Consider the following 21,884-nt stretch of genomic DNA (forward strand, 5'->3'; position numbering starts at 1 on the left):
AAAGGGCTTGAAAGGTGTAAAGTTATAGGAGTGCTGTAAAATGACAGGAATTTTAATTTTAGCTCATGGCAGCAGGGATAAATCAGCAGAAGATACAATTAAAAAAATAATTTCTATGCTAAAGGAAAAAATGGATAATTGTATTATAGAGTATGCCTTTTTGCAATTCAGCCAATTGACTTTACAAAAAGGATTGAACAATTTAGTCGATAAAGGCGTGAAGGATATAAAAATAATACCCTACTTTTTGTTTGATGGAATTCACATTCGTGAAAATATTCCAAGGGAAGTGGAAGATTATTTGAAAAAGAATCCGGATATAAAAGTGAGTTTGGGCAAAACTCTCGGTGCAGATAAGAGATTGGCTGAAATCCTTGTTGATAGAATAAAGGAAATAGAATGAAAGATAGTCATTATAACAGATATGGAATTGGAAAAAAGAAAGGGTAGTAGTATGTTTCAGCACTTTGAAGGTGAAGAATTTGAAAAGTGGGTAAAAACTGCAAACCATTATGGAAGAGAAAGAATTTCCTTTGTCTTTATGATAGATTTTGATTTTAAAAAACCCTTTATAAAAAAGACAACGGAAATCGATCCTTCAGAAATGCTTTACAATTTTAACGGTTTTACAAATAGCACAATGAAAAACAATAAAACTAATGAAAAGATTGTAATTAAAGCTTGTCCGATAGAATTTGAAAAGTATAAAGCTGCCTTTGATTATGTGTGGTACAATGAGTATTTGGGAAACTCTTACCTTACAAATCTTACTTTTCCCAATAGAATTGAACTGAATACTTCATTAAAGGAGATTTATTACCGGAGTTGTGCCAAATATAAATTATGGTATAAAGATCAGTTTGTATGCTTTTCACCGGAAATATTTGTTAGAATAGAAGAAGGTTTTATATCCTCTTATCCCATGAAGGGAACCATTGATGCCTCAATAGAAAACGCGGAAGAATTGATTATTTCCAATGAAAAAGAAGCTGCAGAACATGCAACAATAGTGGATTTGATAAGAAATGACTTGAGTATGGTTTCAACGGATGTCCGGGTTGAAAAATACAGATATATTGATAAAATAGTTACCAACCAGAAGAATCTTTTGCAGGTAAGTTCAAAAATAGTAGGCAAATTAAGAAAAAATTATAACGAAAAGATTGGAGAGATTATTGCAACGCTGCTTCCTGCCGGTTCTGTGACGGGAGCGCCAAAGAAAAAAACTGTTGAAATTATTAAAGAGGCAGAAAAGTATGACAGAGGGTATTACTGCGGTATATGCGGCTATTTTGACGGACAAGATCTTGACAGCGGTGTTATGATCCGATTTATTGAAAATATCAACGGAGAGTACTACTATAAAGCCGGAGGAGGCATTACTGTTTATAGTAATGTTGAATCCGAATACGAGGAGTTGAAAAACAAAATTTATGTTCCGATTGGTTGAAACAATAAAGCTGAATGATGGAGTTTTCGAGAATATCGATATACATAATGAACGGTTTAACAATTCAAGAAAAACACTGTTTGGAGTAGAGAATTCCATTGATCTTAATGAGATTCTTCACTCCTGTGAATATAACAAGACCGGTTTATACAAATGCAGGGTTGTATACAATAAGGAAATCATAAAAGTAGAATTTGTACCTTATGTTTTAAAGCAAATAAAGAGTCTGAAAGTAGTAAGGGCCGAAATTGACTATTCTTACAAATACGAAGACCGGTCAGATATTAATAAATTATTGGAGCTTCGGGGAAGTTGCGATGATATTCTTATTGTCAAAAATGATAGACTGACTGACACATCGGCTGCAAATATAGCTTTTTTCGATGATGACAGATGGTATACACCATTATATCCGCTTTTAAAGGGTACTGAAAGGGAAAAGCTCTTACGGGAAAGAAAGATTTTTGAAGAAGATTTAAGGTTAGATGATCTAAAAAGATTCCATAAAGCTGCAATATTCAGTACCATGGTGAATTTCGGTGAAATAATTATTCCGGTATCCAATATAGTATATTAGCACCGATTTCCATGGAATCAATATTAATAAACAGATTTTTGTATTTTATATATTTTAATATTAGTTTGATAATGATGGTAAAATATTTATGTTTATGTTAATATGTTATTGCGATTTTATTATAAATGTTTGTAAAGGGGAAGTATTTTATGAAAAAATATAAATTACTCAAATTTATATTTTTATTTATAAAAAGAACAAAATATAATGTTTAATGCTGAAAAGCTACATATTCTAATTGGAGGTCAATTGATATGGAAGAAAAAAATATTATATTTCGTTTTTACCAATGTTTCTATTTTTAAGTTTAGTGTGGGAGGGGATTGCAGCAGGAATTACATTGTTTGCAGGTTGGAATTGGGAAATCTTCTTTGGAACATCCTTAATCGGGTTAATTATAATGGCACTAACTACAGTTATTATATTTATAACAAATCCGATAAAAATAAATGAAAATGGATTAATTGTTAAAAATCAACAATCAGGAGCTTTGTATAATAATTGGGTACTTATAAATTGGGATGATATATATAGTGTAAAGCCTATAACATTAATATGTTTTAAATATTTGCAATTATTTTGTAAAGGCCATGGAAGACCGGTTTGGATACCTTTATCCGTAATGAAAAAATCTATGTTTATTGAAGATTTAGTTAGGTATGTTCCCGATGAAAATCCATTAAAAAATTATATTACCACAGGCAAGATATTGGACGTCACTAAACTGGTAAAAGTTGAAGAATTAGCAAACAGTGAAATGTCTGAAAAACAAATCAGTGATATATATGTAAATGAAGCTTTCAGAGCAAAACATGCTATGAAGAACGGGGCAATTTGGTTCTATTTGATTGCTGGACTTTCGATAATAAATACTATTGCTATATTTACTGGGGCTGACTGGAGGTTTCTGGCAGGACTTTTTATACTGCAATTTGTGGATATTTTAGCTCTTGTTATAAATGAGCATACACCTGAGATAGCGAATTTTACTATGTTTATTGCAATCGCAATTAATGTTTTTGTTGTCGGGATTCTTATTGTTATCGGATACTTTGCAAATAAACAACATAAATGGAGCTTTATAGTAGGTATGATTGTATATGCTTTAGATATGCTTGTTGCTATAGTATTCCGGGATTTTGTGTCTATTATTGTACACGTAGTTGCTTTGATTGGTATTTATAACGGTTTGAAGGCAAAGATTAAGCTGGATGAAATTGAGAAAAAAAGCATGAGCATTGTTCCTTAATTGTAAGACTACATAAATTCCATATAATATTAAAACTCTGTAAAATAAGCTTCCTATAATAAAATAATTATAGGAGGCTTTTTTATGTCAAAAAGAGAGAGCCAATGTTCCTGTATTTTATTGTATTAATTTGCTGTGTGAATGGTAAAATATAATTGACAGTTTTCGGTCAATAAGATTTTACGATTTTTACAAGTATCTGTAAATAACCATATCAGAACACTGGAAGTTCATATCTATAAAATAGTCATATCAGATAATATAAGTTCAAGTCAATAATATTCATATCAATTAAACTGTCAAAGTGAAAATAAAGGGCTTTTTCGGTATAATATTTAATTATACTGAAAGGAGCATGAACATTGAAAAAGGAAGAAGGATGGCATATGTATAGTGAAATAAAACATCTTAAGAAAATAGGGTTAAAAAAATCTCAGATTGCAAGAAAACTTGATATCAGCCGCCCTACAGTAAACAAATATCTTAATATGTCGACAGACGAGTTTGAAGAATTTATTGAAGGAATACAGGTACGTAAAAAGAAGCCCGAGCCATACAGTGCTGAAATTCTATTATGGTTAAGGGAATTCCCTGATTTATCAGCCTCACAGATTTTTGACTGGCTTGAAGAAAAGTACAAAACGCTTCCGTTTTCAGAAGAGACCTTACGACGATATATTAGATTACTAAGACAGGAGCATAATATTCATAAAACAACAAAAATACGGGAGTATGAGGGAGTTGAAGAACTGCCAATGGGAAAGCAAATGCAAGTTGATTTTGGTGAAATAAAGGTAAAAAAAGAAGATGGGAAGGATATACGTCTTTATGTAATGTGTTTTGTTTTAGCCCATTCAAGATATAAATATTGTGAATGGCAAAGCAGACCTTTTACTACTTCTGATATTATTCGAATACACGAAAATGCTTTTGAATACTATGGAGGTATGCCGGAAGAAATAGTTTACGACCAGGACCATGTAATTCTTGTAAGTGAAAACTATGGAGACTTGATATACACCCGTGAGTTTGCAGGATATCATCAAAAACGTAAGTTTAAAGTATATATGTGCCGTAAGGCGGACCCAGAAAGTAAGGGAAAAATTGAAAACGTAGTTGGTTTTGTAAAAAACAATTTTGCACGACACCGTACATTTTACAATATTGACCGTTGGAATGAGGATTGTCTTAGTTGGCTAGAAAGGCGTGGTAACGGCAAAGTACATGGAACAACAAGGAAAGTACCGGCTCAAGTATTTCTTGAAGAAAAGAAATATCTTAAACCGATACTCAGCAAAATAAAAACTAAAACTCCTTCTCTAAGTTTAACCTATCAAGTAAGAAAAGACAATACTGTTCCCATAAAAGGAAATAGATATTCTGTTCCGAAAGGAACTTACAAAGGGCCTTATACATATGTCAAAGTCAATTATATAAGTGAAACCGAATTGGTAATTATAGATATTGATACAGATAAAAAACTAGCTCAATATCAAATACCGGCAGATAAGGGAAATATACTAAAAAACAGTAACCATAAGCGAGATATTAGTGTTAAGATATCAGACCTAATAAATCAGATTGCAGATAGATTTGCTGAATCGGCAAAGGCAAAAATCTTTATGGAAAACATACAGAAAGAAAAACCTCGGCACATAAGGGATCAGCTTAATCTAATTCAATCAACCATGAAAGATAGTTCGTTAGAATCCATTAATAAAGCTCTGGAATTTTGCATAAAGAATCACCTTTACAAAGCCACTGATTTTCAAGATGCAGTAGCTCATTATGAAAAAGATAAAGCAAAATTAGATAATACAATAAGAGCAGAACTAGTACCGTTAACTCCTGACAATTTCGAAAAAATTAATATTACACCCAAAATTCGAGATATATCAGAATATATTAATGCTTTAGGGGGGAATGAGAATGCAACAATCCAAAATAGATAATATTGAAACTATGCTTAAAACGGTAAATTTACACCATATTGCAGTACAAATTAAAGATATATTCAATCAAGCAATAAACGAGTCAATATCCTATGAAAAGTTTCTTGAAGAACTTCTCAAATGCGAGATAAAAGGTAGAGAAGAGAAACGATTTGAAAGGAGATTAAAACATGCTGAGTTTCCTGAATATAAAACTCTTGATGAATTTGACCTAAAAGAACAGACTACTTTAAGCAAGAAACAATTTAACCAGCTTAGAGAATTAAGCTGGATTGAGCAGGGCTATAATTTAATTCTGCTCGGACCTACAGGAGTAGGTAAAACGTTTCTTTCTATAGGTTTAGGCGTAGAAGCCATTAATTGTGGATACAAAGTTCACTTTATAACCATGCATGATTTAATACATATATTAAAAACTCAGGAGATATTAAGAACTTCCAGGACAAGATACCAACGTATTGTTGATTCTGATTTGGTAATAATCGATGACTTAATGTTTATAGCGATGGAAAAACATGAAGCTAATCTGTTCTTTCAGCTTATTAACAAACTATATGGGCAATCCTCAATTATTATTACTTCAAACAAAGGACCTGAAGACTGGGGGGAACTTTTAGGCGCCCCGGCAATCACTACAGCAATATTAGATCGAATTGTCCATAAGTGCCAAGTGCTAAATCTTGACGGAGAAAGTTATAGGCTAAAACATCGACAAACCATATTTGGTAATAATTAGGTGTAAAAAATTATTGACCGAAAATTGTAAAAAGTTACTTGACATTCACATGCTGTTTCAGATATAATAGAATTGATAAGTATTTTAATAAAAAATTGCCATGAATTCAGTATATTAGTCAATCCACTCGTTTTAGTGCTTTCCATGTTAACTTTCATAAAACATTTTACTTATTATACTATCTAGTTATTTCATTATGCAGAAATAAGTTTTTACTTTAATAATTTAATATTTTGCGGGAGGGATTTGTGTGAGAAAAACAGTTAGTTTAACAACGGTGGCAGCATTGCTGATATCCATGTTAATATTGGTATTGCCCACAAATTTATATGCAGCATCAACTGTTACCGTTGATTGGGACACCACTTATCAAACCATTGACGGATTTGGAGTGTCGGAAGCTTTCCACCAGTCAAACAATATTGCACGTCTGGGTGAAACAAAACAAAATGAAATTTACGATTTATTATTTTCAACAACTGATGGGGCAGGTTTTTCCATCTTCCGTTCAATACTTGGTGATGGTGGAACTTGGGGAAATGCCGATGACGGCCCGAATAAAACGATGCAACCGGCTGAAGACGTATGGGACTGGAATGAATCTAACGATGACCAGATCCCTATGATCAGGGCTATCCAATCGAAATATGGGGTTGATCAAATACTTTATACCGTTTGGAGTCCACCGGCATGGATGAAAACAAACGGTTCTGTAGTGGGAGGCTCTCTCAGAACCGATAAGTATCAGGCCTATGCCACATATTTGGCTGAGCACATAAAGAACTATAAATCAAAGTTTGGAATTGAAATAACACATATTGGAATTCAAAATGAACCTAACCTTGAAACATCTTATTCATCGTGCAGATGGTCACCGGAAGAATTGAGAATATTTATGAGGGATTATTTGGTACCTACTTTTGATAAAGAAAACATAACTGCAAAAGTTGTCTTTGCTGAAAATATGAGCTTTAACGAACAATATGCAATTAACTCCCTGAATGACCCAATTGCAGTTAAAAGAGTAGATATTGTCGGTGCCCACAATTACGGAAGCAGTTATATACCTTTCACAACAACAAAATCTAAAGGAAAAGGTATTTGGATGACAGAAGTATCCGATATGAACGGTAATGACACTACAATTAATGACGGATTAAGATGGGCAAAAGAAATTCATGATTTTATGACTATTACAGAAGGAAATGCATGGTTTTATTGGTGGGGTGCATGTTTCAAAACGTATAACGGAGAAGGTCTTATACAAATGGACTTAAACAGCAAAACTTATAAAGTGGCAAAAAGGTTATATACTATCGGACAATTTTCAAGATTTATAAGACCAGGCTGGCAGAGAATTGAAGCCACTAAAAATCCGGTATCCAATGTGTATGTTACTGCATATAAAGATCCCAAAACCGGCAAGTTTGCCATAGTAGCCATAAACAACGGTTGGTCAAAACAGTCAATTACATATACATTAAAAGGATTTTCACCGGCTTCAGTTACACCTTACACAACATCATCAACACAAAACTTGGAAAAAGGCTCCGATATAACAGTAAATAATTCCAGCTTTAGCTTTGAATTAGCCCCAAATTCGATAACAACATTTGTGGGAGACACTGAATCAGCTTCAATAATTTATGGAGATGTCAACGGAGACGGAGATGTAAACTCAATAGATTACGGTTACATGAAATGGTATCTGTTAGGTCAAATTAACAGTTTTCCGGTAGATAATGGCGATAAAGTGGCTGATTTGGATGGTGACGGAAGAATAACTTCAATCGACTGTGCTTATATGAAAATGTATTTATTAGGAATGATTCAAAAATTCCCGGTAGAACAATAAATATTTTGCAATCTTTTGGTTACACACGGCAAAAAACCGTGTGTAACATTTTTTTATAAATATATAATTTGGGTTAATGTATTATTGTAAGAAATTGAAACCGATCCGTTTAAAAGATAATTGATTATAACATAGATTAAAAAAAGGATAATAAAAAAACAATACACATAATTACGCGAAATAAAAATTTCGTGTAATTGAGAGTAGTGAAAAATAATATAGTTTTTTAAAAGCCTTAGAACTTTGAATAATCTAACAATATTGAAATTATTATAATTAATACCATGATAAAATCCATTAGATAAAATAATAATTGTTTTATAACTTTATATTAAATATTAATTTAAAATATTAGTTCACAGTTATGAATTATATATTTTAAAAAGCATATAAAAAGATCCTTTATATAAAAACTATAATTACTTTTTATTACTTGCAGTTTTTTATAAAGGATCTTTTACTAAAACAATTAAAATTTTTTAATTTTTATAGAGCTCGGATTTCATTTTTATCTAAAACATACTTGTATCGTTTTCTGGTTGTTTTATTTTCTTCTTTAATATAATCCGACAATACTTTTTTCAAATCCAATACATCCTTCATTTCATAATATCCGGTTTTTCCTTTTATAAATCTTACAGCTCGAAGTGCACCAAGTGCAAAAGCTTTTCTTGAAAAAGATTCATGGGATATTTCAATTTTGTCATCTTCTCCTATAATCATTACCTGGTGCTTTCCTACAACTCCACCAGCCCTTATTGCTGTTATAGGGATTCGAATATCTTTATCTGTATCCATATTACCGGAATTCATTAGTCCTTTTTCAATTTCTATTGCTATTTTTTTAGCTGTTCCAGAGGGTGAATCTTTTTTGTTTTTATGATGAATTTCTGTAATTTGAAAATCATAGTTGTTTAATATATTAGCTGCCAGATTGGTAAGCAACATAAGTACATTAACTCCCAAAGTTATGTTTGGTGCATAGACTATGCCATTTCTATATTTATTGGTAAGTAAAAACATTCTTTTTATTGAAAAATCTGAAAATCCTGTTGTTCCTATTACAATATTTACTTTTAGCTTTGAAAAGATCTTTGCATTTTTGGCTGCTGCTTCTGGGCTTGAAAAATCAACAACAACATCCGGTTTTGTTTTGAAAACTACCTGTTCAATATTGTCGGAACTTTCAACTATAATTCCTGTATTTTCCATGCCAATAATCTCTCCGAGATCTTTACCTTTTTTATCGCTGCCTGGACTGCAAATGGCCGATACAATTTTTACATCTTCCTGTTCCATTAAAAATTTTGCTACTTCTCTACCTGTTTTCCCTAGTCCGGATATACATACTCTAATCATCCAAATCCCTCCATTTCATAAATTTATTGGCGAATAAAACTAGATAAAGCTATAAGTCAATTCTGGAACATAATATTAAACATCCAAATCAGTAGGTCAAATCAGGAACAACAACAATATCAGACATCAAAAAACGCTACAGATATAACACTGTAGCGTCAAAATCAAAAGGCATAAATAGCATAACTTAATAACCTTCTCTTTCAACGCTTGCGAGATTAGCTGACGGATTCGGGTCGAAAGCTAACCCTACCAAGCTTTGCTCGGATTCACCCCAAAAATGGTTCTCCCGCTCCACATTTATGGATTCAGCGTATATCTTTGTTATTAAATTTATATACATATTTTATTTTAATTTAATTTATTTAAAAATATAAAATCAGCTTATAGTTATATATACGTTCTCTAAACTGTTTTTATCACTCATTATCAAAATATTATTTTGTAAATACCGGCTTATTTCAACTATTAGCTTAAAGTTCTTTACAAAACTTTATTTATCAAATATGATATTATATACACTGACAGGTATTGTAATAAATGCTTAAATAACAGTAATAAATTCCTTTTATACTTTCCCTATTTCTTTATACTATATCAAAATTAAATTTATACGTCAATATTATAGGAAATAATAGATTGATATAATTTATCATATCTATCTTTATTATATTGTTGAAAACCGGAAACATGTTTTTGCAGCTGAAATTGCTTATTAAATTTTCAAATTGCAATATCATTAATATAACTTGTAAATACGGTCTTTTAGTTGTATTATATTATTGATGAAATAATTCTGTTACTATTATTAATATTATGTCGAGGTTGTCAAATATATGAAAAGTATGTCCGATTATGAAATGCCGTTAATTTTAAGAGATTTTTTAAATTATCTTCAAACCATAAAAGGAAAATCAATTAATACTGTTAAAGTCTATTTTTATGATTTGAGGGTTTTTTTCCGATTTTTAAAAATTCATCGGAATTTAGTTGATGAAAAATCAGAATTTGACAATATCGATATAAGCGATATTGATATTGAATTGATAAAAACCGTCACATTAAGTGATTTATATGCTTTTATGTCCTATGTCAGCAATAGCCGTGACAATACTGCATATGCCCGTGCAAGAAAGGTTGCCAGCTTAAAATCTTTTTTCAATTATCTTCACAATAAAGCTAAACTTATAGATAATAATCCTGCAAGTGAGCTTGAATCTCCAAAAATTCTCAAACGCCTTCCCAGGTATTTAAATATTGAAGAAAGTAAACAATTGTTATCGGCAGTTGATGCTGGAACATACTCCGAACGAGATTATGCAATATTAACTTTATTTTTGAACTGTGGTTTGCGACTGTCCGAATTGGTAGGAATTAATATCAATAATATTAAAAACAATAATTTGACAGTAATTGGTAAAGGAAATAAAGAGCGTAGTATTCCCCTGAATAACGCATGTATAGAAGCTATAGAAGCCTACATGAAGGTTAGACCTAAAAATGGTGTAAAGGATAAAAATGCCCTTTTCTTAAGCAGCAGGAAACAGCGAATCAGCAAGGAATCGGTTCAGAAAATTGTAAAGAAATATATAAAGCAAGCCGGACTAGATCCTCAACGCTATTCCACTCATAAACTAAGACATACTGCTGCAACTTTAATGTATAGATATGGTAAAGTTGACATTAGAACATTGCAGGAACTTTTGGGCCATGAAAGTATTTCAACTACTGAAATTTATACCCACCTAGACAATGGTCAGCTAAAGGATGCAGTTGAGAAAAATCCTCTATCCACTTTTACCAAATCCAAGAAAGATTAAAATGAAATGCAATAAGTATATCATTTATTTAAGTTATCGGAAGATAGACATCTTATTTGGGATTAGTGTTTATTATTGCATTTAAAGTCTTTGTACGGTTAATGCTCTAATATTTTTATATAAATTCAGTAATAAATATCATTTCGCCGGTTAAGTCAATAACCACATCTTTCAAGAATTTAATACCTTCATCAATAGTCCATGAAGTCTTACACTCATAAATTCCCTTTTCAAGTTCCATTAGAGTTAAAATTTCACATACTTTAGAGAAACCGTTTTCCATAATTGCTTTCATTATTTCTGAAGAATTTTTAAAAAAAGAATATTCTATATAATCACTTACTTTTAATAAATACTCACTAAGTTCCAATGCAGTCACAGTGACCACCTCCAAAAATACTAAAACACAAGGACTAAAAAGATTTACTCTGTATCGCTTTAAAAAAAGCCATGTTTTCTATTATATTTTTTGTCATATTTTGTCGAATGCTAAATATAAGTTTTCATAATATATTTACTTTGTAATTATTTCATAATATAAAAAACTTCCTGCTCTATTGAACGCACAATTATGGTTTTGGAATTGAGCATTCAATAAATTAATATACACGATTTCGTAAATAAAGTATAAACTTATTACGAAACCTGTAGAGGGCAGAAAGTTTCTTAAATCTATTTTATGAAGTTTACTCCTTTTTAAAATAAGGTTTGTACCCCGTAAACCTTTTTACAGGGTACAAAGAACTTAGTTTATTTTTTCAGGTTGAATTACTGTATACCCGGAAGTGATTCTATTGCCATCGGTATCAAAAAGCATTGTTCCGTTTATACCATTAGGCATTGAAGATGAATTTTCAAATTTAACATAAGTTTCTATTTCTTTAAGTACTTTAAATTCTATTACAGCTATTGTACCTGTATCTTCAATTGTACCCGAATTTTTATAATCATCCAGCAATATATAAAACTTACCGAAATTCAGTATTCCTTTTGATAGATCATGCGATACTGCATTTAAAGGATAGAATTCTTCGTTGGAAATTAATGTACCACTCGAAGGTATTGTACCATTTGTATATGAAGCCCCTGAAGGTTTAACCGGTTGCAAAACATCAGGGTCATATTTCAAATTAATCTGGTAGCCTGAAAGATTTTTTATTTCATTAACCTTAATTATAGCTTTAATTATCTCTCCTACTTTTGCACTGGTCTTATCAAATTCAATTGTAATGTAGCGGGACAAAGCTGGATTTGTAGATGTTGCAGTAGGTGTAACTACAGGTGTAGGTGTTGCAGTAGGTTGTGTTGTAGACGTAACTACAGGTGTAGGCGTTGGTGATGTACAAACATTTGTTGGTGTTGCAGTAGGTTGTGTTGTAGATGTAACTACAGGTGTAGGTGTTGGTGATGTACAAATAATTGTAGGTGATGCAACGGGATCTATTGATTCTATACAAATTTCTGCAGGTTGCAACACTTTGTATCCTGATTTGATTTTGTTTCCGTACCAATCAAACAGTATTGTACCATCAATAGCATTGGGCATAGATGCGGTATTTTCAAAAGCTATTGATGTGTCCCCTGCTTTCAGGACTTTAAAAGTCACAACAGCCAATGAGCCTGTCTTTTCAGGTGCCTGAGATGCTCTGTAATCTGCCAGATTGGTATACAATCTGCCAAAATTGAGTATTCCTTCAGACAGCTTGTGTGATGCAGCTGAAATAGGACCGAAATTAGCATTTGAAATCAATGTTCCTTTTGAAGGTATGCTGCTGTTTGTATATGGAGTATTGCTTGAAGTAACAGGCTGCAGCATATTGGGATCATACTTTAAATTAACCTGGTATCCTGCCAAATTATCGATATTTTCAACCATAATAGTTGCAGTAATTGTATCATTCACCTTTGCACAGGTTTTGTCAAAGTCAATTGTAATAAAGCTGTCTTCAATTACTTGACCATCTGTCGGAACCGGTGTAATTATAGGAGTATTTTCAGGTTTTGGTGTGGATGTATAAGTTGGTGAAGGTGAAAATGTTTTAACGCAGTCACTGGTAGAACCGGCATTAATATAAGGTGAACCAATTACTTGATATCCGGACTTTATCCTTTCTCCATTCCAGTCGAATAAGATTGTGCCATCTATTGCATTTGGCATTGTATTTGTATTTTCAAACATTATCGATGTAATTTTTTTAGATAAGACTTTAAAAGATATAGTTGCTACTATACCCAAAGTTTCAGGTTTTCCGGATTTCTTGTATCCTTCCAAATCTGTATACAATTTTGAAAAATTCAGTATACCTTTTTCCAGGTTATGGGATGCAACTGCAAAAATTCCGAAATCCTCATTATTAATTAATCCTCCAGCTGCAGGAATTGTTTCATTGGTGTAAGGTACTCCGTTAGAGTCAACAGGCTGCAAAACTTCAGGATCATATTTAATATTGAACTGATATCCTGCCAACTTATCAATGTTGAGTATTAGTATACTTGCATTTATTATATCTCCAACAGAAGGATTGTTTTTGTCTATTGATATGCTTATGGCTTTATATGAATTATCTTTATTTATTGCCTCTGGCTGAATTACCTCATAACCACTGTTAATCCTATTACCGTACCAATCAAACAGCATGGTACCGTCAATGGCATTTGGCATAGTACCCGTATTTTCGAGCCTGATATAGGTAAGAGTTTCACTAAGAGTTACTTTAAAGCTTATTTTTGCCAATATACCGGATTTTTCACTCTCTGAAGCTCTATAAGCTTCAAGATTTGTATAAGATCTGGAGAAATTTAAAATTCCTGATTTCAGATCATGCAATGCAAAAGAAACCGGTTCAAATTCAGAATTTACAATTATATCTCCTTCCTCAGGATTTGTGTTGGAATTATAAGGTTCTCTTGTAGCAGGGTTTACCGGTTGAAGAACCTTAGGATCGTATTTTATGTTCACCTGAAAACCTGCCAAATTGTCAATTCCATCAGCTCTGAGAGTTGCAGTTATAATATCTCCAAACGATGCCTCTGTTTTATCCAACTCAAGTAATATTTTTCCTTTTTGGCTGCCGGTTGGATCGGCTACATTGATAACAGGTGCCTGGTTAACATTATAACCGCTTAAGATTCTATTGCCATACCAATCAAATAACATTGTACCGGATATACCGTTTGGCATGGAAGAAGAATTTTCAAACAATATTGAAGTCGATTGAGCTTTAAGTACCTTAAAGGAAATTGTCGCTAACGTTCCTTTTGTTTCTGCATTGCCCGAATTTCTGTAAGCTTCAAGATCCAAATAGGATCCGGTGAAATTCAATGTTCCTGCAGACAAGTTGTGAGAAGCTATAAAATATGGGCTATAATCATTATTTACAATAATATCCCCTTTTAATGGTAAAGTTGTGTTTTTATAATCTTTACCGTCAATAGTTACAGGCTTGAGAACTGTAGGGTCATAGGACAGATTGATTTGATATCCGGCCAAATCGGCAATATTGTCAACTTTAATTGAAGCATTGATTATATCCCCTACTTCAACTTCTGTATTGTCTAGCTCCATATAAACGTTGCCGTTTAAAATTGGCTGTTCTTCTGAATTTAAAATGCCTGCCTGGTTTATTTTATAACCTGATATTTTTTCTGCGTTCCAATCAAATAATAAGGTTCCGCTATAGGAATTGGGCATGTATTTTGAATCTTCAAAGGATACTGCAGTTGCCTTGGCATCAAGTACTCTGAACTCTATAACTCCAAGAGTACCTGTTGTTTCGGCATTGTTACTCGCCCTATATTCCGGAAGATTTAAATATGAAGCAGCAAAATTTAAAATTCCTTCTTCAAGATTATGACTTGCCTGATAAAACGGAGAATAATCCGAATTCTTAATCAAATCTCCACCGGACAAGTTTGTACTACTGCTGTAAGGTTTACCTGATGATGTAACCGGCTGCAATACATCCGGATCGTATTTAAGATTTACCTGATAACCTGACAAACCGAAAATGTTATTTACACTTAAATAAACCTTAACGGTTTCGCCTACTTTTGCAGTAGTTTTGTCGTATGTTAACGATATATTACTTTCAGTTACCGGATTCTGATTGTCAGAGTTGATTAATCCCGCTTGAACAACACTATAGCCGGAAGATATTCTATTTCCGTTCCAGTCGAAAATCATTGTACCTGTAACGGCACCGGGCATTCTATATGTATCTTCGAAAACTATTGAAGTAGGTTTGTCAGAAATAACTTTAAAATTAATAACAGCAACTGAACCGCTTGACTCGGCTTCAGCACTTGATCTATAGTCTTCAAGCCTTGTATATACCTTGCCGAAATTCAGTATACCTTCTTCGATGTTGTTTAAAGCTTGAGCAAAAGCACCAAATTCACTGTTGTTAAGCAGTGTACCGCTTTCAGGATTTGTAGAGTTAGTGTACGGTTTACCTGCTTTTGTAACAGGCTGCAGTACTTCAGGGTCATATTTCAGATTCACCTGATATCCGGCAAAATTTCTTATGTTATTAATGTAAACAGTAGCAGTAATAATATCTCCTATTTCTGCATTCGTCTTGTCAAGCCGGAGCTCTATACTTGAATTCTGAGTATCCGCAAAGACAATGCTCGGAAACAGAGTGCTGCTAATAAGTAACGCAATCACAAAGAAAACAGATAAAAACTTTCTAATCCTCATAATTATATAACATCCCCCTTCAAAGGATTAAATTTATATCGATTTTAATATCAAAAAATAAATAAATCTGGTGAAGAGTTTGCATATAGATGAGGTCATTGAAATATTGCATAGACAAATTGCCAACAGATTATATTTTCATTTAACAGTAAAGCAAAATAAAATCATATGTTGACCTAAAAATATTTCCAGTTAGAATAAATATAATCAAATTGGTCCTTTGAATATTTTCAAATATTTTAAGTCGCTCTTCTTAAATTGTTAGGTACCTATTAACAATTAGCACCTCCTTCTATAGATTGTACCCATGTGTGATTCGAAAGAGCAACTATCAGGCAATAAATCAAACAGTGGAATAAAATTTTCAATAAAACGTCTATTAATATAATTATTCGAAAAAGGAAACTGATTTTTTGTGTTACAACAGAATTTTTAAAAATTCTCCATAGAGTAGTTTGTATTCGATATTTATAGATGAGAACAAATATTAAATGAATGTTATAATAGGAGATACTGTATATAAGCCCATAGATAAGTATGATTACTTAATTATACCTAATTACGTTCTATCACTTTATGTTTAAAATTATCTGGTCAAGTCTTATAAGCAAAAACTCCTCCTAAACATAAAATTTTTAAAAAACATAATTTCTCACTTAAATTATATTATAATTTCAAATTTCTTTCAACAATTATATAATCCTTTGTTTTCTTAAAATAATACTTATTCAAAAGAAAGAGTATACATATTATGTAATCTGAATTATAGATTATTGACCTTTCACAAATATTTCTTTGCAAGGCTTGCCAGCTCATCAAAGGCCAAAAATGTTATAACCTCGGGAAAATCTGTATTTCTAGCACAAACAGACAGTTTATATGAAGGATCTATGTCGTATTGCTTAAAATAATATTTTTCAGAACTGTCTGAAGCTTTAAATTGTATATTGCCTTCATCAAAAGAAAAAGAAAATGAATTTAAAGGTATTGCCAAACCACGGCCATCTGCCTTTATATAGCTTTCTTTTAAAGTCCACAATTCAAAAAAAGCTTCCATTCTTTTGTAACCGTCCAAAGATTCCAGATAGTTATGTTCCTCTTTAGCAAAAAATCTCTTGGACAGGTTCAAATCAACATCATGAATCCTTTCAACATCAATTCCAATAGGTAAACTATCTACAGCACAAACTACCCAATCTCCTGAATGAGACAAGTTAAAATGAAAATCATTTACTCCCATAAGGTAGGGTTTCCCGTATTCATTTTTGCCAAAACAGATGCTATTGTTTTGTATTTCAAGCAAATGTGAAACAATATACCTCAAAAGTACTTTAGATGTAAGACCTCTCAGTGCGTCATCATACTTTTTAAATTTTTTAATTCTCTCCTGTTCGTCATCCGAAATACATAAAAGAAGTTGTGCAAAAAGCTGTTCATCAATTGGGTATATTTTAACGGCATATATTTTCAAACTAATATCCCTCATTATGCTAAATATAATTTTTTATACAGTTTGAAATAAAATTAAGCATAATACGCGGTAACATTCTATACTATCAAGAAATATTTGTCAATAACCATTACCTATAATATTTTTAGTAAAACATATTTTATTTTTATCTATTTTCAATTAATATATTAAATGATATGTTTTTTGAGCACTATACTAATAAAGCAAAAATAAAGCAATACACTTTACTGTTAATATAAATAAGTAGCAAAGGATGAAAAATATGAATTTCTTTAAAGCATTGCTTATTACCAACATAATAATTTTGATATTAATCATTCCAGGGTTTATTTTTCTTAATAAATACATTACTCAGCGGAATAATTCAAATGATCCTAATACAGCAAAACCCACCTCCAACAGCAGTAACATTATAGATCTTAATATTGAAGACAATATTGAAGAAGATTTAGATGATGGCAAGCTTAAGGAAGAATCAATAATTATTCCGACTGAACTTCAGCCTTCTTACAATGAATTTAAATGGGAAGTTTTAAAGGATAAGACACCAATAAGTGTTAATGACAATGTTAATTTCCCCGAACCCGAAGAATATAACAGTATTGAAGGTGTTACAACTTTTAGGGGAAATAATTATAGAAATTCTGCCAGCTACGGTACTGTTGATGTAAAGGAAGAAAAACTTGAAAAAGTATGGAGTGTCAAGATAGGATACATAGATACATGGACAGGGGTTGGTTGGAACGGTCAGCCTGCTATTGTTAAATGGGATGATAATATACGTACAAAAATGAATATTTTTGATAATAAAAAGAGCAAAAACAACCTTAAGGAAGTAATTTACGGTACCCTTGACGGAAAAATATATTTTCTTGACCTGGAAGACGGTAAATATACCCGAAATCCCATTAATATAGGCTTCCCCATTAAAGGGAGTGTAACTGTTGACCCAAGAGGTTTGCCTCTTTTATATTGCGGACAAGGTGTTGAAAAAAACGGAGATGTAACGGGAAAGATTGGGTTTAGAATATTTAGCTTAATTGACCAGAAATTACTCCTTTTTATAAACGGTCTTGACAGAGATGCCTACAGATATTGGGGTGCCTTTGATTCAACTCCCCTTATTGATGCCAAAAACGATACCATGTATGAATGCGGAGAAAATGGAATACTGTACTCCGTCAAATTGAATACAAGTTTTGATGCCGATGCAGGATTAATTTCAATTAATCCTGAGATTCTTAAGTACAGGTATACTTCACCTTCATTGAAGAGACCCGGTATGGAGAATTCCATAGCCATTTACAAAAACTTAGCTTACTTTGTAGACAATACGGGATATTTGCACTGTGTTGATCTAAACACTTTTACTCCCAGATGGGTAAGGTTTGTTAACGATGACACAGACAGTACAGTTGCTCTAGAAGTTTCTGACGATAAAAAAGTATACCTTTATACTGCCTGTGAAGTTGATCATCAGAAATCCAATGGCTATAGTTATGTTCGGAAAATTAATGCCTTAAATGGTGAACTTGTCTGGGAAAATAAATATCAATGTTCTTATAATTCAGAAACAAACGGCGGAGTTCTTGCATCACCTGTTGTAGGCAAAAACGATATAGATAATCTTGTTATATACAATATTGCAAGGGCATGGAACAAAAATGGGGGCAAGCTCATTGCTTTTGACAAGGAAACGGGAAAAGAAATGTGGGTTATAAATTTCAACAACTACAGCTGGAGTTCACCGGTTGACATTTATACCAAGGACGGCAAGTCGTATCTTATTTTCTGCGATTCAGCCGGATATATGTATCTTATAGAAGGAAAAACAGGTAAAATTCTTGATAAGATACCCGTAGGCGGAAATGTTGAAGGTTCTCCTGCAGTTTATGAGGATATGATTGTTGTCGGCACCCGTGGTCAACAGATTTTTGGCATAAAGGTAAAATAATACCTTTATGCTATTTTACATTTTCAAAGGTTAGTACACATTTATCCGCTCTGTACTTTGATACAACATATTCAACCGCTTGCCCACTTTTTGAATATATTATATTTGAAATTTTTATAAGGGGCTGACCGGCCTGAACTCTTAGATATTGAGCTTCATCAGGCTCAGTATATACAACTTCAAGGGAACTCTTTGTTTTAGCAGGCACTAATGGATATTTGCCTCGCAATATATCAAAGGACTGTTTCTTATTTTTTAAATCCTCAATTATATTAGGGAAAAGAGTTAAAGGTATATATGATATATTATAGGAAAATACCTCGTTTTCTATATTTGTAATATAAGCTATCTGAGCAAAATCAATTGTCTGCATATAGCTTATGGAAAATATGTCCGATAGCTTTTTATAATCCTTATTGGTAATAATATTTATTGAGACAATGTTTCTCTCACCGGGGTTATCATTGTCTAAAATTGAATCGGAAAAACCGGTATAAACTTTAACGTCAATTACTGATTTCGGTTTTGAAACAAAAGTACCTTTTCCCTTTTCCTTATAGAGATATCCGCTGTTGGTAAGTTCACTTATAGCTTGCCTTACAGTAGGCCTGCTGATACCGAACATTTCGCATAATTCTTGTTCTGATGGAATTTTAGTTTCAGGGGGATATTCGCCATTTTCAATCTTTTCAATAATCAAGTTCTTTAACTGGGAATATAAAGGAATGTTGCTATACTTGTTAATCACTGAAAAATCCTCCCAAAATTCATTATTGAAATTGCTTAAATATCTTTAGGTGTTGATAATAACAATATGTCATTACATCTTCATAATATTACTATATTACAATTATATCGAACAAATCAACATGTTTTATTAATTAAAAATAATTTTGTCGTATTCTATATTCCATGCCATGTTAAAAATGAATTTTAATATTTGCAATTATTCCTGATGCTCTTTTGCTAAAAAAATTATAAAAAAGCGGTGATTGAATGAAGAAACTTTCTTCATCCTTCACCGAAAATTTTTATTTATATTTATATTTATATTTTTAAATTGCCTTATTTGAATTTAAATATACAAAGTTTAATAAAAACTATCTATTAGCTCGTTTAATGAGCTTTGTAATCTTAAAAATTGTACATAATTGATTCAGTTAAATTCAATCAAACTTATAGTGGTACTCCAAGTTAACTTATAAACATACTCTAAGTTAATTTACAGCTATACTTTAAGTTCAACTTTTACATCAATATCTTTATTTTTTTCCAAAATAGGTTTTACCACTTCATTTATAAACTCTTCCACCTGTGAAGGAGCTCTTCCGATATAGTTCTTCGGTTCAAGTACTGATCTAATTTCGTCTATATTCAAGTTAAATGCCGGATCTTCAGCAATACGCTCAATGAGGTCATTTTTTTGCCCTTCTTCTTTAACTTTTTTCGCTGCGTTCATAGAGTGAACTCTGATTCTCTCATGAAGTTCCTGCCTGTCTCCCCCTCTTTTTACTGCTTCCATCAGGATATTTTCCGTTGCCATGAAAGGAAGTTCTTCAAGTATATGCTTTTCAATAACTTTAGGATAAACAACCATTCCGTCGGAAATATTGATGTAAATATTCAAAATGGCATCCACTGCAAGGAATGCTTCCGGTATACTTATTCGCTTGTTGGCAGAATCGTCAAGACTTCTTTCAAACCATTGGGTAGAAGCAGTAATTGCAGGATTCAATGCGTCCACTATTACATATCTGGCAAGGGAAGAAATTCTTTCAGACCTCATTGGATTTCTTTTATATGCCATTGCAGAAGAACCTATCTGATTTTTTTCAAAAGGCTCTTCCACTTCTTTCATGCTTTGAAGCAGACGCAAATCATTGCTGAATTTGTATGCACTTTGGGCAATGCTGCTAAGAAGATTTAAAATTCTGCTGTCAAGTTTTCTGGTGTAAGTTTGTCCGGAAACAGCAAATACTTTGTCATATCCCATTTTTTGTGCAATCAGTTTGTCAAGCTTCTTAACCTTTTCCTCATCACCGTCAAAGAGGCTTAAGAAACTGGCCTGAGTTCCGGTTGTACCTTTTGAACCTAAAAGTTTTATATTAGACAGTACAAAATCCATTTCTTCAAGATCCATAACAAGATCCTGTATCCACAGTGTAGCTCTCTTTCCTACTGTTACCAGCTGAGCCGGTTGAAAATGTGTAAATCCTAAAGTAGGAAGGTCTTTATATTTTAGGGCAAATTCCGAAAGTTTAGCTATTACGGCAATTAGTTTCTTTCTAATTATTTTCAATCCTTCGTGCATTATAATGATGTCAGTATTGTCTCCAACATAGCACGATGTTGCGCCTAAATGAATTATTCCTCTGGCATTGGGACACTGTTCCCCATAGGCATGGATATGTGCCATGACATCATGCCTGAATTCCTTTTCCTTTGCTTCTGCTACTTCATAATTTATATCATCTTTATATTTTTTCAATTCTTCAATCTGTTCGTCGGTTATATTAAGGCCTAATTCCTTCTCTGCTTCAGCCAAAGCTATCCATAATCTTCTCCATGTTTTAAATTTCATGTCCGGTGAAAAAATTTCCTGCATTTCACTGCTGGCATACCTGGAACACAAAGGACTTTCATATGTATTTTTCAAATTACTCAACCTCCATTAAATTAAATATTTCTAAGCATTGTTTAGTAATAAAAAGATAACCTGTTCAATTTCCAAGTTAATTATTTGTCAAAGTTAATTATACCTT

Annotated in this window: 15 protein-coding genes and 1 riboswitch; of the genes, 9 read left to right on the forward strand and 6 right to left on the reverse strand. The window is 32.3% G+C overall.

Annotated elements, in window-relative coordinates; genetic code table 11:
• The first annotated feature begins 40 nt into the window (after positions 1 to 40).
• The 7 genes from CLOCL_RS08725 (at position 41) to CLOCL_RS08755 (ending at position 7,819) form a co-directional block, all read left to right on the forward strand.
• Positions 41 to 403 (forward strand): sirohydrochlorin chelatase, encoded by a 363-nt coding sequence (locus CLOCL_RS08725; RefSeq protein ID WP_014254984.1) that lies wholly within the window; start codon positions 41 to 43, stop codon positions 401 to 403.
• A 21-nt stretch (positions 404 to 424) separates the two neighbouring features.
• The gene (locus CLOCL_RS08730; RefSeq protein WP_014254985.1) at positions 425 to 1,450 is read left to right on the forward strand and encodes an aminodeoxychorismate synthase component I; all 1,026 of its coding nucleotides are present in this window, start codon (positions 425 to 427) and stop codon (positions 1,448 to 1,450) included.
• A complete protein-coding gene (locus CLOCL_RS08735) occupies positions 1,434 to 2,027 on the forward strand; it encodes an aminotransferase class IV (protein ID WP_014254986.1) in 594 nt (197 codons plus the stop codon). Before CLOCL_RS08730 ends, CLOCL_RS08735 begins: the two co-directional genes overlap by 17 nt.
• A 340-nt stretch (positions 2,028 to 2,367) precedes the next feature.
• Entirely contained in the window at positions 2,368 to 3,276 is a 909-nt protein-coding gene (locus CLOCL_RS08740) for a hypothetical protein (RefSeq protein WP_041715038.1), read from the forward strand.
• 362 nt (positions 3,277 to 3,638) lie between these two features.
• Positions 3,639 to 5,228: an IS21 family transposase gene (istA, locus tag CLOCL_RS08745; protein WP_144687005.1), complete on the forward strand. Its 1,590-nt coding sequence runs from the start codon at positions 3,639 to 3,641 to the stop codon at positions 5,226 to 5,228.
• Positions 5,206 to 5,964, forward strand: a complete 759-nt coding sequence (gene istB / locus CLOCL_RS08750; protein WP_014254989.1) for an IS21-like element helper ATPase IstB — start codon at positions 5,206 to 5,208, stop codon at positions 5,962 to 5,964. Before istA ends, istB begins: the two co-directional genes overlap by 23 nt.
• A gap of 250 nt (positions 5,965 to 6,214) precedes the next feature.
• The gene (locus CLOCL_RS08755) at positions 6,215 to 7,819 is read left to right on the forward strand and encodes a glycoside hydrolase (protein WP_014254990.1); all 1,605 of its coding nucleotides are present in this window, start codon (positions 6,215 to 6,217) and stop codon (positions 7,817 to 7,819) included.
• Between the two features lie 486 nt (positions 7,820 to 8,305).
• Here CLOCL_RS08755 and dapB read toward each other — a convergent pair whose 3' ends face one another.
• On the reverse strand, positions 8,306 to 9,178 hold the full coding sequence (dapB, locus tag CLOCL_RS08760; protein ID WP_014254991.1) for a 4-hydroxy-tetrahydrodipicolinate reductase: 873 nt from the start codon (positions 9,176 to 9,178) through the stop codon (positions 8,306 to 8,308).
• Between the two features lie 191 nt (positions 9,179 to 9,369).
• Positions 9,370 to 9,502, reverse strand: a riboswitch (cyclic di-AMP (ydaO/yuaA leader).
• A gap of 512 nt (positions 9,503 to 10,014) precedes the next feature.
• On the opposite strand from dapB, the gene CLOCL_RS08765 reads away from it, so the two are divergent.
• Positions 10,015 to 10,998, forward strand: a complete 984-nt coding sequence (locus CLOCL_RS08765) for a tyrosine recombinase XerC (RefSeq protein ID WP_014254992.1) — start codon at positions 10,015 to 10,017, stop codon at positions 10,996 to 10,998.
• 115 nt (positions 10,999 to 11,113) lie between these two features.
• Here the strand turns inward: CLOCL_RS08765 and CLOCL_RS08770 are convergent, their stop codons facing one another.
• The 3 genes from CLOCL_RS08770 to CLOCL_RS08780 all read right to left on the reverse strand — a co-directional run bounded on the left by CLOCL_RS08770 (position 11,114) and on the right by CLOCL_RS08780 (position 17,168).
• On the reverse strand, positions 11,114 to 11,377 hold the full coding sequence (locus tag CLOCL_RS08770) for a hypothetical protein (RefSeq protein WP_014254993.1): 264 nt from the start codon (positions 11,375 to 11,377) through the stop codon (positions 11,114 to 11,116).
• Positions 11,378 to 11,743: 366 nt separating this feature from the next.
• Positions 11,744 to 15,697: a cohesin domain-containing protein gene (locus CLOCL_RS08775; RefSeq protein WP_014254994.1), complete on the reverse strand. Its 3,954-nt coding sequence runs from the start codon at positions 15,695 to 15,697 to the stop codon at positions 11,744 to 11,746.
• Positions 15,698 to 16,478: 781 nt separating this feature from the next.
• Entirely contained in the window at positions 16,479 to 17,168 is a 690-nt protein-coding gene (locus tag CLOCL_RS08780; RefSeq protein ID WP_014254995.1) for a 4'-phosphopantetheinyl transferase family protein, read from the reverse strand.
• A 262-nt stretch (positions 17,169 to 17,430) separates the two neighbouring features.
• On the opposite strand from CLOCL_RS08780, the gene CLOCL_RS08785 reads away from it, so the two are divergent.
• The gene (locus CLOCL_RS08785; protein WP_014254996.1) at positions 17,431 to 19,122 is read left to right on the forward strand and encodes an outer membrane protein assembly factor BamB family protein; all 1,692 of its coding nucleotides are present in this window, start codon (positions 17,431 to 17,433) and stop codon (positions 19,120 to 19,122) included.
• A 10-nt stretch (positions 19,123 to 19,132) separates the two neighbouring features.
• On the opposite strand, the gene CLOCL_RS08790 is transcribed toward CLOCL_RS08785, so the two are convergent.
• Positions 19,133 to 19,870 carry a GntR family transcriptional regulator gene (locus CLOCL_RS08790; RefSeq protein WP_014254997.1) on the reverse strand — a complete coding sequence of 246 codons (738 nt, stop codon included), beginning with the start codon at positions 19,868 to 19,870 and terminating at the stop codon, positions 19,133 to 19,135.
• 480 nt (positions 19,871 to 20,350) lie between these two features.
• Positions 20,351 to 21,778 (reverse strand): adenylosuccinate lyase, encoded by a 1,428-nt coding sequence (gene purB, locus CLOCL_RS08795; RefSeq protein ID WP_014254998.1) that lies wholly within the window; start codon positions 21,776 to 21,778, stop codon positions 20,351 to 20,353.
• Positions 21,779 to 21,884 lie beyond the last annotated feature (106 nt).

Source organism: Acetivibrio clariflavus DSM 19732 (assembly GCF_000237085.1).
Classification (GTDB): Bacteria; Bacillota; Clostridia; order Acetivibrionales; family Acetivibrionaceae; genus Acetivibrio; species Acetivibrio clariflavus.

What these genes read in the sequence shown, in the direction of transcription:
- CLOCL_RS08725 (WP_014254984.1), top strand. Translation starts at nt 41, where the DNA reads ATGACAGGAATTTTAATTTTAGCTCATGGCAGCAGGGATAAATCAGCA.
- CLOCL_RS08730 (WP_014254985.1), top strand. Translation starts at nt 425, where the DNA reads ATGGAATTGGAAAAAAGAAAGGGTAGTAGTATGTTTCAGCACTTTGAA.
- CLOCL_RS08735 (WP_014254986.1), top strand. Translation starts at nt 1,434, where the DNA reads ATGTTCCGATTGGTTGAAACAATAAAGCTGAATGATGGAGTTTTCGAG.
- istB (WP_014254989.1), top strand. Translation starts at nt 5,206, where the DNA reads ATGCAACAATCCAAAATAGATAATATTGAAACTATGCTTAAAACGGTA.
- dapB (WP_014254991.1), bottom strand. Translation starts at nt 9,178, where the DNA reads ATGATTAGAGTATGTATATCCGGACTAGGGAAAACAGGTAGAGAAGTA.
- CLOCL_RS08765 (WP_014254992.1), top strand. Translation starts at nt 10,015, where the DNA reads ATGAAAAGTATGTCCGATTATGAAATGCCGTTAATTTTAAGAGATTTT.
- CLOCL_RS08775 (WP_014254994.1), bottom strand. Translation starts at nt 15,697, where the DNA reads ATGAGGATTAGAAAGTTTTTATCTGTTTTCTTTGTGATTGCGTTACTT.
- CLOCL_RS08785 (WP_014254996.1), top strand. Translation starts at nt 17,431, where the DNA reads ATGAATTTCTTTAAAGCATTGCTTATTACCAACATAATAATTTTGATA.